This is a genomic window from Micromonospora sp. NBC_00821 (genome assembly GCF_036347035.1).
GTDB classification, from domain to species: Bacteria; Actinomycetota; Actinomycetes; order Mycobacteriales; family Micromonosporaceae; genus Micromonospora; species Micromonospora hortensis.
Genome location: NZ_CP108880.1, coordinates 5,657,358 through 5,673,082 on the forward strand (window position 1 = coordinate 5,657,358; position 15,725 = coordinate 5,673,082).

Annotated in this window: 12 protein-coding genes; 6 read left to right on the top strand and 6 right to left on the bottom strand. The window is 73.2% G+C overall.

Features of this window, described 5'->3' with window-relative positions; genetic code table 11:
* Nucleotides 1-18: 18 nt before the first annotated feature.
* Nucleotides 19-1,305 (bottom strand): aspartate--tRNA(Asn) ligase, encoded by a 1,287-nt coding sequence (aspS, locus tag OHB44_RS25665; RefSeq protein WP_330438475.1) that lies wholly within the window; start codon nt 1,303-1,305, stop codon nt 19-21.
* A 453-nt stretch (nt 1,306-1,758) separates the two neighbouring features.
* Between aspS and lipA the strand changes: the two genes are divergently transcribed.
* Together lipA and OHB44_RS25675 are read left to right on the top strand one after the other, a co-directional pair.
* Nucleotides 1,759-2,754, top strand: coding sequence for a lipoyl synthase (gene lipA / locus OHB44_RS25670; RefSeq protein WP_091407425.1), 996 nt, complete (start codon nt 1,759-1,761; stop codon nt 2,752-2,754).
* Between the two features lie 53 nt (nt 2,755-2,807).
* Nucleotides 2,808-4,526, top strand: a complete 1,719-nt coding sequence (locus OHB44_RS25675; protein WP_330438476.1) for a hypothetical protein — start codon at nt 2,808-2,810, stop codon at nt 4,524-4,526.
* A gap of 44 nt (nt 4,527-4,570) precedes the next feature.
* Here the strand turns inward: OHB44_RS25675 and OHB44_RS25680 are convergent, their stop codons facing one another.
* Nucleotides 4,571-7,462 (bottom strand): helix-turn-helix transcriptional regulator, encoded by a 2,892-nt coding sequence (locus OHB44_RS25680; RefSeq protein WP_330438477.1) that lies wholly within the window; start codon nt 7,460-7,462, stop codon nt 4,571-4,573.
* 149 nt (nt 7,463-7,611) lie between these two features.
* The gene (locus OHB44_RS25685; RefSeq protein WP_167493919.1) at nt 7,612-7,782 is read right to left on the bottom strand and encodes a hypothetical protein; all 171 of its coding nucleotides are present in this window, start codon (nt 7,780-7,782) and stop codon (nt 7,612-7,614) included.
* A 207-nt stretch (nt 7,783-7,989) separates the two neighbouring features.
* Here OHB44_RS25685 and OHB44_RS25690 point away from each other — a divergent pair, with 207 nt between their 5' ends.
* Entirely contained in the window at nt 7,990-8,676 is a 687-nt protein-coding gene (locus OHB44_RS25690; protein WP_088949492.1) for a DUF4191 domain-containing protein, read from the top strand.
* A gap of 330 nt (nt 8,677-9,006) precedes the next feature.
* On the opposite strand, the gene OHB44_RS25695 is transcribed toward OHB44_RS25690, so the two are convergent.
* Nucleotides 9,007-9,405, bottom strand: a complete 399-nt coding sequence (locus tag OHB44_RS25695; RefSeq protein ID WP_308193766.1) for an RDD family protein — start codon at nt 9,403-9,405, stop codon at nt 9,007-9,009.
* 262 nt (nt 9,406-9,667) lie between these two features.
* On the opposite strand from OHB44_RS25695, the gene glnA reads away from it, so the two are divergent.
* From glnA to OHB44_RS25710, 3 genes are all read left to right on the top strand, one after another.
* On the top strand, nt 9,668-11,092 hold the full coding sequence (gene glnA, locus OHB44_RS25700) for a type I glutamate--ammonia ligase (protein WP_124822537.1): 1,425 nt from the start codon (nt 9,668-9,670) through the stop codon (nt 11,090-11,092).
* Between the two features lie 131 nt (nt 11,093-11,223).
* A complete protein-coding gene (locus OHB44_RS25705) occupies nt 11,224-11,589 on the top strand; it encodes a PadR family transcriptional regulator (protein ID WP_266304823.1) in 366 nt (121 codons plus the stop codon).
* A complete protein-coding gene (locus OHB44_RS25710; RefSeq protein ID WP_330438478.1) occupies nt 11,586-12,569 on the top strand; it encodes a hypothetical protein in 984 nt (327 codons plus the stop codon). The genes OHB44_RS25705 and OHB44_RS25710 overlap by 4 nt, the downstream gene beginning before the upstream one ends.
* Nucleotides 12,570-12,733: 164 nt before the next feature.
* On the opposite strand, the gene mptB (OHB44_RS25715) is transcribed toward OHB44_RS25710, so the two are convergent.
* Both mptB (OHB44_RS25715) and mptB (OHB44_RS25720) read right to left on the bottom strand, forming a co-directional pair.
* Nucleotides 12,734-14,269, bottom strand: coding sequence for a polyprenol phosphomannose-dependent alpha 1,6 mannosyltransferase MptB (gene mptB / locus OHB44_RS25715; protein ID WP_330438479.1), 1,536 nt, complete (start codon nt 14,267-14,269; stop codon nt 12,734-12,736).
* 14 nt (nt 14,270-14,283) lie between these two features.
* The gene (mptB, locus tag OHB44_RS25720) at nt 14,284-15,693 is read right to left on the bottom strand and encodes a polyprenol phosphomannose-dependent alpha 1,6 mannosyltransferase MptB (protein ID WP_442932626.1); all 1,410 of its coding nucleotides are present in this window, start codon (nt 15,691-15,693) and stop codon (nt 14,284-14,286) included.
* Between the last annotated feature and the right edge of the window lie 32 nt (nt 15,694-15,725).

Consider the following 15,725-nt stretch of genomic DNA (forward strand, 5'->3'; position numbering starts at 1 on the left):
CGCCGGGGGCCGCCTCGCTCACGGCGTCAGTCGGTGCAGGTCACGCGGGAACGCGGTGACCTCCCGGATGTTTGCCGCGCCGACCAGCCGGGCCACGAACCGTTCCAGGCCGATGGCGAAGCCACCGTGCGGTGGCATGCCGTGCCGGAACGCGTCCAGGTAGCCGACGTACGGCTCGACCGGCTCACCCCGGGCCGCCAAGGCCGCCAGGTAGTCGGCGTGCCGGTGCAGCCGCTGCCCGCCGGTAACCAGCTCCAGACCCCGAAAGAGCAGGTCAAAACCGTTCGAGTACGCGGGCCGCGCCGGGTCCGGGTGGGTGTAGAAGGGCCGCTTCGCCATCGGATAGCCGGTGACGAAGAGGAAGTCCGACCCGTGTTCGCGCAGTGCCCACTCGCCCAGCGCCCGTTCGTGGGCCGGCGCGAGGTCCGGCTCGTCGGCGGGCGCCTCGGCGATCGTCAGCGCCTCGGTGAAGTGCACCGCCGGGATCTCCGCCGGCACCTGCGGCGGCGTGACGCCGAGCGTCGCCAGGGCGCTGCCGGCCCGCCCGCTCACCGCGTCCAGCATCCCGGCCACCGTGTCGCGCAGCACCCGCATCACGTCCCGGTGGTCGGCGATGAAGCCCAACTCCGCGTCGAGCGACGTGTACTGGGCGAGGTGCCGGACGGTGTCGTGCGGTTCGGCCCGGAAGACCGGCCCCACCTCGTAGACACGTTCGAAGACGCCGACCATCAGTTGCTTGTAGAACTGCGGCGACTGGGCCAGGTACGCGGGTCGGCCAAACCAGTCCAGCGAGAACACGTTCGCCCCGCTCTCGGTGCTGGAGCTGACCACCTTCGGCGTGTGGACCTCCACGAAGTCCTGGGCGTCGAGTGCGGTCCGGAACCCGGACACCGCGGCCGCCGAGATCCGCAGCGCGGCCGACCGGGTGGGGTGCCGCAGCGCGGTGGGAGCGTTGTCGAGCTGGGTGGGCAGGCTCGCGGTGAGCGCCGGCCGGTACAGGTCGAACGGTGGCGGCACGGCGGGCGGCCCGAGGAGACGTACCGTCGGGTCGGTCAGCTCGACCCCGGCGGGCGCCGTGCCGTTCGCGGTGGCCGTCGCGGTGACCTCGACGACCGTCTCCTCGGTGAGTTTCTCCAGCTCGGCGCGGACGGCCGGGTCGGTGACGACCACCTGGGCCAGGCCGGTGGCGTCCCGCACGATCAGGAAGGCCACCGACTTGAGCAGTCGGCGGCGGTGCACCCAGCCGGCGATCCGCACTGTCGTGCCGATTCTGGCGGGCAGTTGCTGGGACAGGGTTCGTTGCATGGCGGACTGCTCCTCGGTCGATCGCCACGCCGTCGCCGCCCTGGGGTGGCGAAAGCGTCGCATCAGCCCCAGGGAGGTGTGGGCGAGCGGGAACCTCGCGGTGCCACCACACCTTCGCCCCCGCCGGAGCGGGGGCCTCGTTCGTCGCCTGATGACCGGGGCCAGCCGGGCGGGCTCTACTGGGCGCGGGTGACCCGCGGCCGTTCTTCCCGCAGCTCGGGAGGGTCTTCGCGCCCCGGTGCCAGACCGCCTCTCAGCACCGGCGGCTCTCTGCACTGGCGGGTCGGGGGCTACTCGGCTCCGTCGTCGCTGTTGCCGGCGACCGTAGCACCCGATTCCCCGGTCTGTGACGCCCTTTTCCGGCCGGCCGGTGTCCGGCGTCACAACGTTTGGGGCGTGACGCCGGTCGCCTGACGCACATAGACACCTGCCGTCCGGCGTAGGCTCATTTTCGTGACGATCGAGCACTCCGCGCCGACGACCGGCCAGGCAGCGCGCACCGCAACGGCGGCCCCCGAGGGGCGGCGCCTGCTGCGGATCGAGGCGCGCAACGCCGAAACGCCGATCGAGCGCAAACCGCCATGGATCAAGGTCAAGGCCAAGATGGGCCCGGAGTACACCCAGCTGCGCGGGCTCGTCTCGCGCGAAGGGCTGCACACCGTCTGCCAGGAGGCCGGCTGCCCCAACATCTACGAGTGTTGGGAAGACCGGGAGGCCACCTTCCTCATCGGTGGTGACCAGTGCACCCGGCGCTGCGACTTCTGCCAGATCGACACCGGCAAGCCGGCCGAGTTCGACGCCGACGAGCCGCGTCGCGTCGCCGAGTCGGTGGTCTCGATGGGGCTGCGGTACGCCACCATCACCGGTGTCGCCCGTGACGACCTGCCCGACGGCGGCGCCTGGCTGTACGCCGAGACCGTCCGTCAGATCCACGCCCTGCAGCCCGGCTGCGGCGTCGAGCTGCTGATCCCGGACTTCAACGCCGTCCCCGAGCAGTTGGCCGAGGTCTTCAGCTCCCGTCCCGAGGTGCTGGCCCACAACGTGGAGACAGTGCCGCGCATCTTCAAGCGCATCCGGCCGGCGTTCCGCTACGACCGCTCGCTGGACGTGATCCGCCAGGCCCGCGCCGACGGCCTTGTCACCAAGAGCAATCTCATCCTGGGCATGGGCGAGGAGCGGGCCGAGGTCTCGCAGGCGCTGCGCGACCTGCACGAGGCCGGCTGCGAGCTGATCACCATCACCCAGTACCTGCGCCCCTCGCCCCGGCACCACCCGGTGACCCGCTGGGTCAAGCCGGAGGAGTTCGTGGAGCTGCGCGAGGAGGCCGAGGAGATCGGCTTCGCCGGGGTGATGAGCGGGCCGCTGGTGCGCTCGTCGTACCGGGCCGGTCGGCTCTACAAGCAGGCCATCGACGCCCGCGCCGCCGCCTCGGTCGCCACCGCCAGCTGACGTCGCGGGCAGCGCCGCGCGGCCGTTCGGCGCCCGGGTGTCATGATCCTGTGATGACCGTCGGCGTACGCGAGCAGCCGCGCGGCGCGGACTCGCCCCGCCCGCGACCCGGCGCACGCCCCGGCCTGGTCGGTTGGCTCACCGGGTTGGCAGTGCTCGCCGGGGTGGGTCACCGGCTCTGGCTGCTGCTGCACGCCGCCCCGCCGACCAACAGCGACGAGGCCACCATGGGGTTGGCCGCGCTGCACATCGCCCGGGGTGAGGGCTTCCCGGTCTGGTTCTACGGCCAGCAGTACATGGGCACGCTGGAGGCGTACCTGGCCGCGCCGGTGTTCGCCCTCGCCGGTGGGCCGTCGCTGCTCGGGCTGCGGTTGCCCACACTGGCCCTGTACGCGCTGTTCCTGCTGGTGGCCTGGCGGCTGACGCTGCGGCTGACCGGGGACCGGTGGTTCGGGCTGCTGATGGTGGCGCTGCTGGCCCTCGGTTCCGACCGGATCGTCAAGAACCAGCTGATCGCCGGCGGCGGCTACCCCGAGATGAACGCGGCCGGGGCCGCGCTGGCCCTGCTCGCAGTGGATCTGGCCACCGGTCGACCGGGGCGGCGGTCGGCCGACGCTGGGCGACCCGACGGGCCGACGGCCGGCACCGGGCGACCCGGCTGGCGGCTGGCGCGCTGGGCCGCGTGGGGGTTCCTGGCCGGGCTGATGCTCTGGGTCGACCCGCTCGTGTTGCCGTACGTCGCGACGACCGGCGCGGTCCTCGTCGGGTTCTGCCGCCGGGAGCTGCGGGGTGCCCCCGGGGCGCTGCTCGCGGCGGCGGCCGTGCTGGGGGCGGCCCCGTTGCTGTTGCACAGCCTGCTGGCCGGGCGTAACCCGCTGCACGCCGTGCTCGCGGCCAGCGGTGCGAACGCCAGCGCGGGCTGGCCGGACCGGCTGCACGGCGGCCTGGTGCTCGGCCCGCCGCTGGGCATGGGTTTCTGCGCTCCCGGCCAGTGCGCCGCCTGGCAACTGTGGTGGGCGCTCGCCCTGCCACTGCTGCTGGTCATCGCCGCCGCCACCGCCTGGCGTGCCCTGCGCGCCCCCGACCCCGACCCTGCTGGCTCTGCCGCTGTCGGCCCCGACGCGGTGTCGCCGCGGGTGGCGGCGGCGGCACGCCTGGCGCTCGTGCTGGCCGCGGTGGCCACCCTCGGCGCGTACACGGTCAGCAGTTCCGCCGGGCTCACCCCGGTGGAGAGTTCCCGCTACCTGTCCTGCCTGCTCATCTCCCTGCCGGCGCTGCTCTGGCCGGTGTGGACGGTGGCCCGGCACGGGCCGCGTCCGGCGGCGACCGGCCGGCGCGGCGTCGGGTCGACGCTGGCCCGGTCGCTCGCGGCGGTGCTGCTCGCCGCCACGCTGGGCACCGCGGCCCACGCCACCTGGCGGGCAGCGGAGACCGTACCGGCGACCCGGGCCGCCGAGGCCCGGCACACCGAGTTGGTGAGCACCCTGCGTCAGCTCGGCGTACGGCACGTGCGCGCCGGCTACTGGACCTGCAACCGGCTCACCTTCGCCAGCGCGGAGCAGGTGGTCTGCGCGGTCGTCGACGACACTCTGCGCCCCGGTTTCGACCGCTACCCCGCGTACCGGCGGGAGGTGGACAGCGCGGCGGCACCGGCCTGGGTCGCGCCGGCCGGCTCACCCCTGGCGGAGGTGCTCGACGAGCGGCAGCGAGTCACGCCCGGCGGACTCGACCTGGTGGCCATCGAGGGCTGGCGCATCTACCTGCCGCGCTGACCTCGGCGGCGCGCGTCAGCGCGGCGCGGCGGTCTCGGCGCGCGTCAGCGCGGCTCGGCGGCCTCGGTGAGCAGGCCGAGGCGGTGGGCCAGGGCGGCGGCCTCCACCCGGTTGGTCACACCCAGCTTCGCGATGATCCGGGAGACGTGCACGCTTGCCGTCTTCGGCGAGATGAACAGCCGCTCGGCGATCCGGCTGTTGCTGTGCCCCTCGGCGACCAGGCGCAGCACCTCCCGCTCCCGGGCGGTCAGCAGGTCCGCTCCGGCCCCGCCCCCGGCGCGCAGGCCGACCCGCCGCGCCAGGGTGGCGGCCGCCTCGACCAGCGGGGTCGCGCCCAGCCGCCGGCCGATCTCGGTGGCCTCGGTGACCGCTGCCGCCGCCTCGTCACGTTCCCCGGCGGCGGCGGTCGCCTCGGCCAGTGCCAGCAGCGCCCTGCCCAACGGGTAGGGCTGCCCATCGGCCCGCCACGCGTCGACCGCCGCACGCCAGGCCGGCAGTGCCTGGTCGCCGACCGCGAGCAGCGCGGTGACCTGGGCGGCGTGCGCGCGGGCCGCCGGGTGTCGCGCCGGCAGGTCGGTGGCGAGCGCCCCCACCGCCGCCGCCAACTCCCGGTCACCCACCCGGGCGGCGGTACGCGCGACGGCGCTGAGCACCGGCCAACCTTCCCGGGGCAGCTGTGGCAGGCTCTCGTCGGCCACGGCGACGCGGGCCGCCCGTACCGCCTCGACCTTGTCGTCCGCGGCCAGCGCCGCCTCGATCGCCAGCTCGTGCAGGGGCAGGCGGTGGTTCGGCCACAGGTACGGTCGATTGAGGAAGGTGAGCGCCCGGTCGACCAGTTCGTCGGCGCCCGGATGGGCGCGGGCCAGCCGCAGCCCGGCGCCCAACTGCAGCCAGTGCAGACCTGTGACACCGGACAGGTCGATCCGGGCGGCCTCCGCGCAGACCGCCTCGGCCTCGTCCCACCGACCCAGCGCGATGAGCGCCTCGGCCCGGTTGGAGAGCAGGTACGCCCCGGTGGAGCGGCTGATCCCCACCCGTCGCGCCTCGGCCACGCCGGCCTCGGCGGCCTGCGCCGATTCGGCGTAGCGGCCCAGCTCGCAGAGCATGTCCGACTCGAACACCATGGCGAGCACCAGGGTCGGCGCGTCGCCCGCCGCACGGGCGGCGGCGGCCGCCCGGCCCAGCTCGGCCAGCCCGCCGGTCAGGTCCCGCTCGCCGTGACAGAGCAACGCGATCCGCGTCGACAGCAGGGCCACGTGTTCTCCGAGCGCCTCGGCGTCGGTGGCGGCCTCGGCTGCCACCCGGGCCGCCTTCTGTGGGTCGATCTTGACCAGGTGGGTGGCGATGTCGGCGAGCAGCCGGACCCGCTCCCCGCCGGGCGGGCCACCGGCCGCCAGCCGGTACGCCTCATCCAGCTCGCGGCTGCCGTCGCTCTTGCCGAGCAGGGCCATCAGTCGACCGCGCTGGTCCAGCAGGCGGGCGGCGCGCAGCGGCGTGGCGTCGGCGTCCACCTCGGCCAGCCCGGCCCGGGTCAGCGTGATGGCCCGGCTGAAGTCGCCTGCGGTGACCGCGGCGTCGAGGGTCTGCTCCAGCAACGCCAGGTGGTCCATGCCGAGCAGGTCGGCGGCGTCCGGCACCAGTTCCCACAACTCCAGCGCCCGCTCCAGCAGTCGGCGCTGCTCGGCGTACGCGTAGCGGTCGGCGGCGGCGCACGCCGCGGCTCGTGCGGCGACGAGGGCACGCGGGTGGTCGTGTGCGGCGTGCCAGTGGTGGGCGATCTCGGCCGGGGCGCGGCCGGCGGCGACCAGATGCGGCTGGGCCTCGATGGCGGCGGCGAAGCGCGCGTGCAGCCGGGCGTGTTCACCGGGCAACAACTCGTCGTGTACGGCCTCGCGGACCAGCGCATGTCGGAACTCGTAGTCACCGTCCCGGTCGGCCACCACCAACTGGGCGGCGACGGCAGCGCGTAACGCGTCCTCCAACTCGGTTTCGGGCAGCCCGGCGACCTCGGCGAGCAGGTCATGGGCGAATCGGGTGCCGCCGGCGGCCGCGATCCGCAACACCCGCTGGGCCGGCTCGGGGAGCCGGTCCACCCGGGCCAGCAGTAGGTCACGCAGCGTCTCAGGCAGCGCCGCGCAGCCGATCGGGTCACCGGCGACCGCCAACTCCTCGATGAAGAAGGGGTTGCCCTGGGTGCGGTCGTGGACGTCGTCGACGGCGCGGGCGAGCGGCTCGGCGCCGAGCAGGTCGGCGAGGATCGCGGCGGTGCCGTCGCGGTCCAGGCGAGCCAGCTCGACCCGCTCCACACCCCGGGCCCGATCCAGCTCGGCGAGGAACGGGCGCAGCGGGTGCCCGCGCTGCAACTCGTCGGTGCGATAGGTGCAGACCAGCAGCAGCCGGCCCGGCCTCGCCGCCCGGACGAGGAAGCCGATGAGGTCGCGGGTGGAGCGGTCGGCCCAGTGCAGGTCCTCGATGATCAGGACCAGCGGGCGAGCATCGGCCAGCCGCTGGAACAGCTCGGCGACCAGGTCGAACAGGTAGCCACGCGGGGCGTCGCTGAGCGGGACCGCGCGCGGGGTGGTCAGCGCCGCCGAGGCGCGGCCCAGCTCCGGCAGGAGCGGAGCGAACTCCGCCTCGTAGCCGGCGAAGACCTCGGGGCCGTCGGCGCGGAGCACCGCGCGCAACGCGGCGGCGAACGGCGCGAACGGCAGACCCGCCTCGCCCAGCTCCAGGCACTGGCCGACGAGCACCCGCGACGCGCCGTCGGTGGCCCAGCCCGCGAACTCCTCCAGCAGCCGGGTCTTACCCACACCCGCCTCGCCGCCGACCAGCACCGTGGTCGGCTCGCCGGCCCGCGCCCGGCCCAGCGCGTCTCGCAACGCCGCGGTCTCGCGGTGGCGCCCGACGAGGACTGAGCTGGCGGCGCGTACGGTCACGTGTTCGAGCATGCCATGGCGGCCCGTCCCGCCGGCCCCGCCGATCGGCCGGTGGCCGGGCGGCGGGGCCGGATCGGGTCGAGCGGTCAGCCCGCCGGGCGCCGTGGGCGTGGCGGGCGCGCTGGGCGTGGCGGGCGCCGTGGGCGCGGTCACCGGCGGGCGTCGCTGGTGCGACCGGCCTGCCTGCGCCGGCCCAACCACCCTCGGCTGACCGGACGCGACAGCGACCGGGCGAGCCGGTCCGCGGCCGCGTCGGCGCGCAGCTCGGCGGCGTGGGTACGGTGCAGTGTGAGCAGGAAATCTGCGTCGTTGCCGAACATGTCGGGCTCCTTCGTGGCGTCGTCGTCTTCTGCTGACGACTCTTCGCGCGAAGGCCCCACCCGGGCATGGGCATGGCGCCTCATCTTCGCCGCCCACAGCCTCCTTACCCGTCCTGTCCGGGCGCGTACGGCGACGTAAGGTACTCAGCTGCCCCGGCACCCGGACGCGGATCAACCGGGCCGGCGGCGACCACTAGACTCTGCGGCATGGCAAAGCCCCAGGAGAAGGTCTCGTTCGGCCAGCGGCTGAAGCAGATCGGGATGGTGTTCAAGTTCACCGCCAAGCAGGACCGGTGGTTCGCGCCGCTGGTCGCCGCCGCGGTGCTCATCCCGCTCGCGCTCACCGTGGTCGCGGTCATCCTCTGGAGCTGGATCTGGCTGCCGATCGGCATCCTGTTCGTCCTGCTCGCGGTGCTGATCGTGCTCAACCTGCGGTCCAACAAGGCAATGATGAACGCCGCCGAGGGGCAACCCGGCGCGGCGGCGCAGATCATGGAGAACATGCGCGGCGACTGGCGGGTGACCCCGGCGGTCAGCTCGACGACCCAGATGGACATGGTCCACCTGGTGATCGGCCGCCCGGGCGTGATCCTGCTGGCCGAGGGCAACCCGCAGCGGGTGCGCGGCCTGCTCGGCCAGGAGAAGCGGCGGCTGTCCAAGGTGATCGGCTCCGCTCCCCTGCACGACTACGTGATCGGGCAGGAGGAAGGCGAGCTGCCGATCCGCAAGTTGCGGACGACGCTGCTGCGCCTGCCCCGCGCCCTCTCCGGCAAGGACGTCAACTCGCTGGACAAGCGACTCAAGGCGCTCACCGCCCGGCCACAGATGCCCAAGGGCGCGATCCCGAAGAACATGCGGCCCCCAGGCGCCTTCCGCCAGTCGCGGGGCCGCTGACCCCAGGTGTACGCGTAAAGAGCCGGACCCGCACGGGTCCGGCTCTTTTCACGTACACCCTGAGGTGCCCACCCCCGACGCTCCGCCCGCCCTTGCCCGTCGCCGTCGCCGTCGCCCTTGCCCTTGCCCTTGCCCTTGCCCTTGCCCTTGCCCTTGCCCTTGCCCTCGCCCTCGCCCTCGCCCTCGCCCTCGCCATGATCGTGCTCGATCCTGGATGCAGTGGCCTCAGGCGCGGAGGATGCCACTACATCCAGGATCGAGTGCGATCAGCGCGATCAGCGCGATCTTGCGGGGTCGCGCGGCCCCGGACCGGCCTTGGCGGGGTCGGCCTCAGCCGCGGGGGGCGTCGACGATGACCGAGCCGGCGATTCGGTCGTGCAGGCCACGCCGGTGCTCGTCCATGATCAGCGCGGGGACGACGAGGGCAAGCAGCAGGCCACGGATCAGCCCCCGGAGCACGCCGATCCGGCCACCGTCGTGCCAGGTCACACAGCGGATCCTGGTGATGTACATGCCCGGCGTCTGGGCGAACAGGCCGAGGAAGATGCCGTACTCCAGGACGAGCACCAGCACCGGGGCCCATCCGTCGCGTACCGGGTCGGCGAAGAAGTTGGACACCAGCAGGCAGAGCACCCAGTCGATGATCAGCGCCCCGAACCGCCGACCGAGGCTCGGCGCGGTGAACGTGGGATCGGTGGCCGGCGCTGCCGGAAGGTGCGGATTGGTCACAGCGGTCAAGGGTATCCGCGCCGGGATGAGGGCTTGCCGGGTGCCGCCGCCGCTGTGTGCCGATTCAGGCCAAAGGCATCAGATGTCATTACACTGGCACAGTCGGTACGGCGTTCCTGGCGGGCCGAGGCGCGGACCGGGGCGTCGCTGACGCTCCGCGAGGGACGTAACACGGCAGAAACAACGGAGACACGGCCGGGCAACCCCCCGGCCCTAGCGTCGCCAGAAGCCTAGCCACCCCGTGGACGTGCCAGGAGGATGTGTGTTCGCCAATCCCGAGGAACTGCTGCGATACCTCAAGAACGAGGACGTGAAGTTCGTCGACGTTCGTTTCTGTGACCTGCCCGGCGTGATGCAGCACTTCAATCTGCCGGTCGAGTCCGTCAACGACGACCTCTTCACCGACGGCCTCGCGTTCGACGGTTCGTCGATCCGCGGTTTCCAGGCGATCCACGAGTCGGACATGCTCCTGCTCCCGGATGTCGCCACCGCGTTCATCGACCCGTTCCGCGCGCAGAAGACGCTCGCGCTCAACTTCTTCATCCACGACCCGTTCACCCGCGAGGCCTACAGCCGCGACCCGCGCAACGTGGCGAAGAAGGCCGAGGCGTACCTGGCGGCGAGCGGTATCGCCGACACCGCCTACTTCGGCGCCGAGGCGGAGTTCTACATCTTCGACTCGATCCGCCACGAGACCTCGGCGCACCAGTCGTTCTACTACATCGACTCGATCGAGGGCGCCTGGAACACCGGCCGCGAAGAGGCGGGCGGCAACCTCGGTTACAAGACCGCGTACAAGGGCGGCTACTTCCCCGTCCCGCCGGTCGACCACTACGCCGACCTGCGTGACTCGATCGTGCGCCGGCTCGTCGACACCGGTTTCAACGTGGAGCGCTCGCACCACGAGGTGGGCACCGCCGGCCAGTCCGAGATCAACTACCGGTTCTCCACCCTGCTGCACGCCGGTGACCAGCTCCAGCTCTTCAAGTACATCGTGAAGAACGAGGCGTGGGCCAACGGCAAGACCGCGACCTTCATGCCCAAGCCGCTCTTCGGCGACAACGGCTCCGGCATGCACACCCACCAGAGCCTCTGGCTCAACGGTGAGCCGCTGTTCTACGACGAGACCGGCTACGCCGGCCTGTCCGACATGGCCCGCTGGTACATCGGTGGCCTGCTGCACCACGCGCCGTCGCTGCTGGCCTTCACCAACCCGACGGTCAACTCGTACCGTCGCCTGGTGCCGGGCTACGAGGCGCCGGTCAACCTGGTCTACTCGCAGCGCAACCGCTCCGCCTGCACCCGCATCCCGGTGACCGGCAGCAACGCCAAGGCCAAGCGCGTCGAGTTCCGCGTCCCGGACCCGTCGGCCAACGTCTACCTGGCCTTCTCGGCCATGATGATGGCCGGCCTGGACGGCATCAAGAGCAAGATGGAGCCGCCGACGCCGATCGACAAGGACCTCTACGACCTCCCGCCGGAGGAGTGGGGCGACGTCAAGCAGGTGCCGGGCTCGCTGCCGGCCGTGCTCGACTCGCTGGAGGCCGACCACGACTACCTGCTCGACGGCGGCGTCTTCACCCCCGACCTGATCTCCACCTGGGTCGACTGGAAGCGCGCCAACGAGGTCGACCCGGTGCGCCTGCGCCCGACCCCGCACGAGTTCGCCATGTACTACGACTGCTGAGCAGTCAGACGCACGACGACTGCTGAGCAGTCGCTGGAACACCGGCCGGGCCGGCTCCGCTCACCGCGGAGCCGGCCCGGCTCGCTGTGCGCCGCCCTCCGGCATACCTTCGCGTCCGATATATTGCTTCGGTGGACACACCACTGCGCGAACCGACCTTCCTGATCCTCACCGCGCTGGCCGGCCAGCCGATGCACGGCTACGGGCTGATCGGTGAGGTCGCCGCCCTCTCCGACAACCGCGTGTCGCTACGCCCTGGGACGCTCTACGGGGCGCTCGACCGGCTGGTCGACGCCGGCCTCGTCGAGGTCGACAGGGAAGAGGTGGTGGACGGCCGACTGCGCCGCTACTACCGCCTCTCCCCCGGCGGCGAGACCACGTTGAGCACCGAGACCGAGCGGCTGCGCCGCAACGTCGAAGCCGCCACCACCCGGCTGTCCAAGCGGACTCGCGCCGCCCTCCCGACCACCCCACGCACGGCCGGAGGCTTGGCATGAACGACCTGGAACGCCGATACCTCCGGCTGCTGCGCGCGTACCCCGCCGACTACCGGCGTGCCCGAGGCGCCGAAATCGTCGGTACCTACCTCGACCTGGCCGCCCCCGACCAACGCTGGCCGGCGCCGGTGGACGCCGCGGACCTGCTGCGCGGGGGCCTCCGCCAGCGACTGCGGGCCGCGGGCATCACCGACCTGATCCCCGGGGTACGCCTCGCGGCGCTGCTCGCCCTGGTCACCGCGAGCGCCCTCGCCGGCGTCTGGGCTACGGCGGAGCTGCATCCGCCACCCGTGGAGTGGGGCCTCCCCCACGTCGGCCCGTTCGTCTCGCTCGGCGTCGTCGCGTGGGCGGCATGGCTGCTGGCGGCGGCGGTGATCGCCGTCGCGCCGAGCCGGGTCGCCCGGTGGGCCATCACCCTCGCGCTCCTGGTCACGATCGCGCTGCCACCGGTGGCCGCGGCGCTCGACGCACTCCGACCGCCGCTGATGGTGCTGCTGCCGCAGGTGGCCCTGGGCCTACTGGGGCTCGCCCTGCCCGACCGAGCATCCCGGGCGACCCGCCTCGCGCCGGCGCTGTCCGCGCTGTCGGCGGTGGTGGCGACGGAATTCCTGGGAGGCCTGGACCCGGTTTTCATCTACTACGGCGTCGCCATGGAAGTCTTCCTGCCCACCGTCGGCGGACTGTTGCTGGTCGTCGGGGCTCTGCTGGCCATGGGTCTGGCACTGGGCGGAGACACCCGGGGCGGCTGGGCGCTCGTCACACTGCTCACCCCCGCCGGCTTCCTGGCGGTGCCCAGCCTGGCGGACAGCTTCGGCCCGGCGTACGGCGCCATCACCTTCGCGGAACTGGCCGTGACCGCTGTCGCCGTCGCGCTCGCCGGTCCGGCCGCACTGTTCCTGGCCGTCGTGTTCCGCTCCCGCCGGACCTCCACCCCCCAGCCCTCGGGCCAGCCCTGCCCCACCTGCGGCGCGCGAACCTGACCCCCTTCGTCCCGCCTCAAGATCGTGCTCGATCCTGGATGTAGTGGCCTCGATCGCGTCGGACACCACTACATCCACGTTCGAGCACGATCTTGCCCGCACGACGATGACGATCATGAGGTTGGCGGGGCGTTCCGTCCAGATTGTCCCCGTCAACCTCATGATCAACGGCGGCGGGCGGCGCGGGCGGCGCGCCGGGTGCGCAGGGTGCGGGCGAGCACGGTCAGGAGCAGGGCGGTCATCGCCAGTGCACCGGGTGCCTTGGTGACGCGGGCCAGGTTGGTGCCGTCGGGCAGGGCCAGGAAGGCCGCCGCCGCGGTAGGCAGCACGAACCACGTCGTACGGGCGGCGGTGAGCGCCAGCAGCGCCAGCGGCCAGGTCGCGTACCAGGGGTGGAAGACTGGGGACAGGACGACGGTGGCGACCAGCGCCAACGCCGCGCCGCGCAGCGCCACCCGGGACCGCGCCACTCCCGAACACCCCACCTCGTTCAGCCCGCGCAGGGTCTGCCAGGCCCGCCACCAGAGCACTACCAGCACCCCGACGAGCAGCAGCAGCGCGACCGCTCGGAGGACCGGCACCGCCTGCGGGTCCCGGCCGACCAGCGCGCCGGCGTAGTCCACCACGAAGCCCACGGCGGTGGGTGGTGACGTCCACTGCTCCGAGTCGCCGCTGTGGGTCAGCCCGCCCACCCAGCCGAAGCCGAGGCCGGACACCGCCGAGGTGACCAGCAGCGCGCCGAGCAGCCCACCGGCCAGCCAACCACAGTGGCGTACCAACGCCCGAACTGTGTACTGGTCGGGCATCCCGGCCAGCACGGCGAACGGCACCACCACCACGGCGCTGGCCTTCACAGTGACCGCCAGCCCGAGCAGCGCTCCGGCCAGCAGCAGCGCCGCCGGCCGACCTGGTCGACGGACCACGACCAGCAGTCCACACAGCAGCAGGCCCAGCATCACGGCGTCGTTGTGCGCGCCGGCCACCAGGTGGACGCCGACCAGCGGACCGGCCAGCGCCAACCAGACCGCGCGCCGGGCCGGCACCCCGGCCGCCCAGCCGGTCGACGCTCCCCGCCCCTGCCGGGCCGGCACCCCGGCCGCCCGCGCCAGAGCGGGCAGGCAGAGCGCGGCCAGCAGCAGCCCCGCCACGGCGATCACGCGCAGCGCCACGATGGTGCCGGTGAGCCCGCCGCCGAGACCGACGGCGAGGGCCGCGAGCAGGACGAACACCGGCCCGTACGGTGCCGGGGTGTCCCGCCAGATCGGCGCCACGGTGTCCAGCCAGGGGCAGCCCGCCGCCGCCACCCCCACTGTGTACGGGTCGACGCCGTGCGCGTACGTCCAGCCCTGGCAGGCGTACGAGTAGACGTCCCGGCTGCCCAGCGGCGGCGCGACCAGCAGCGGTAGCGCCCACAGCCCGGCGGTGACGTACGCCCAACGGGTCGACGGCGCACCCTCGCGCAGCGACCACCACGCCCCGACCAGCAGCACGGTGCCGATCAGCCAGCAGGTCAGCGTCGCCGGGCCGTCAGGGGTTCGCCAGATCGACGCGGGTGTCGCGCCCAGCGGGGCGTCGGGCAGCGCCCCGCCGAGGTATCCGGCCACGGCGAGCAGGACCGCGCCGGCCAGGCCCGCGTACCGGGCACCCGATGACGCCGACGACACAGGCGGCGGCGGAACAGGCGGGCCGGGAGCGGTCACCGGCGCACCTTCCCTCAATCGACGGCGACCGGCTGACGGGCCGCCCGAGCCGACCGTACCAACCGGATGACCAGCACGATCACCAACAGCGTCATCAGCGGCGCCCCGACCGTCTTGGTGTACCGGGGAAACCCGGTGCCGTCGGGCAGGACCAGGAAGGACGCGACCACTGCGACCACGATGAACCATCTGGTCCGTTGGGCGGTGGCCGCCAGCACGAACAGCGGCCAGGTCCAGTACCAGGGGTGCACGACGGGGGCGAGCGCGACGGTGAGGGCGAGCGCGAGGCCGGCGTGGTACAGCGGGTCGCGGGTGCGGGCCCGCCACCAGAGCCAGACGAGCAGTACGGCCAGGAGGACCACGGCGATCCCGCGGGTGACCGGCAGCGCGTCGATGTGACCGCCGAACAGCGCCGCGACGTACCCGGCCGTCTGGCCCACTGCTGTCGACGGGGACGTCCAGGCGATGGCGGCGCCACTCTGGGACAGTCCGCCGACCCAGGCGAAGTCCAGCCCACCGGCGACTGTCACACCGACAACGGTGGCGACGGTGCCGCCGACCACCCAGCCGCCGTCACGGATCAGCGTGCGGATCCGGTACGGCCCGGCGGTGGCCGCCAGTGCGGCGAACGGCACCACCACCACGGCGGTCACCTTGATCGCCACCGCGAGTCCGAGGAGCAGCCCGCCGACCAGCAGCATTCCGCGTCGGCCCGGGTGCGTCGCCACCACTGCCAGCCCACCGACCAACGCGGCGAGCATCAGCGCCTCGTTGTGGGGGCCACCGATCAGGTGCGCGGCGACCAGCGGGGAACCCAACGCCAGCCACACCGCCCGCTTCGCCGGCACACCGGCCCGACGCGCCAGCGCCGGCAGGGCCCACGCGGCGACGGCCACGCCGACCAGCGACAGCGCACGGAACAGCACGATGCTGGCGGTCAGCGAACCGGTGGCCTTCACCACGGCGCCCGCGATGAGCACGAACAGCGGCCCGTACGGCGCCGGGGTGTCGCGCCAGATGACCGACACCGTGTCCAGCCACGGGCAGGGCAGCGCGGAGACGCCCTGTTCGTACGGGCTGATGCCGCCGACAAAGCTGGCGCCCTGGCAGGTGTACGCGTACACGTCCCGGCTGCCGAAGGGCGGCGCGATCAGCAACGGCAGCAGCCAGAGCCCGACGGTGACCAGTGCCCACCGCGTCGAGGGCCCCCCGTCACGCAGCGCCCACCAGGCGTACGCCATCAGGCCGGTGCCGACCGCCCAGGCGGCGAGGATCAGCGGGCCGTTGGGCCCCTGCCAGATGCTGACCGGGGTGCTGCGCAGGGGGCCGCTGGGAAACGCGCCGCCGAGGAAAGCGGAGAGCGCGAGCAGCATCGAGCCGGCCAGGCCGGTCCAGCGCGCGAGGTGGGAGGGCACGCCGGACATGCTGCCAGCCCGTCGGTGGGAGGCCGACGGCA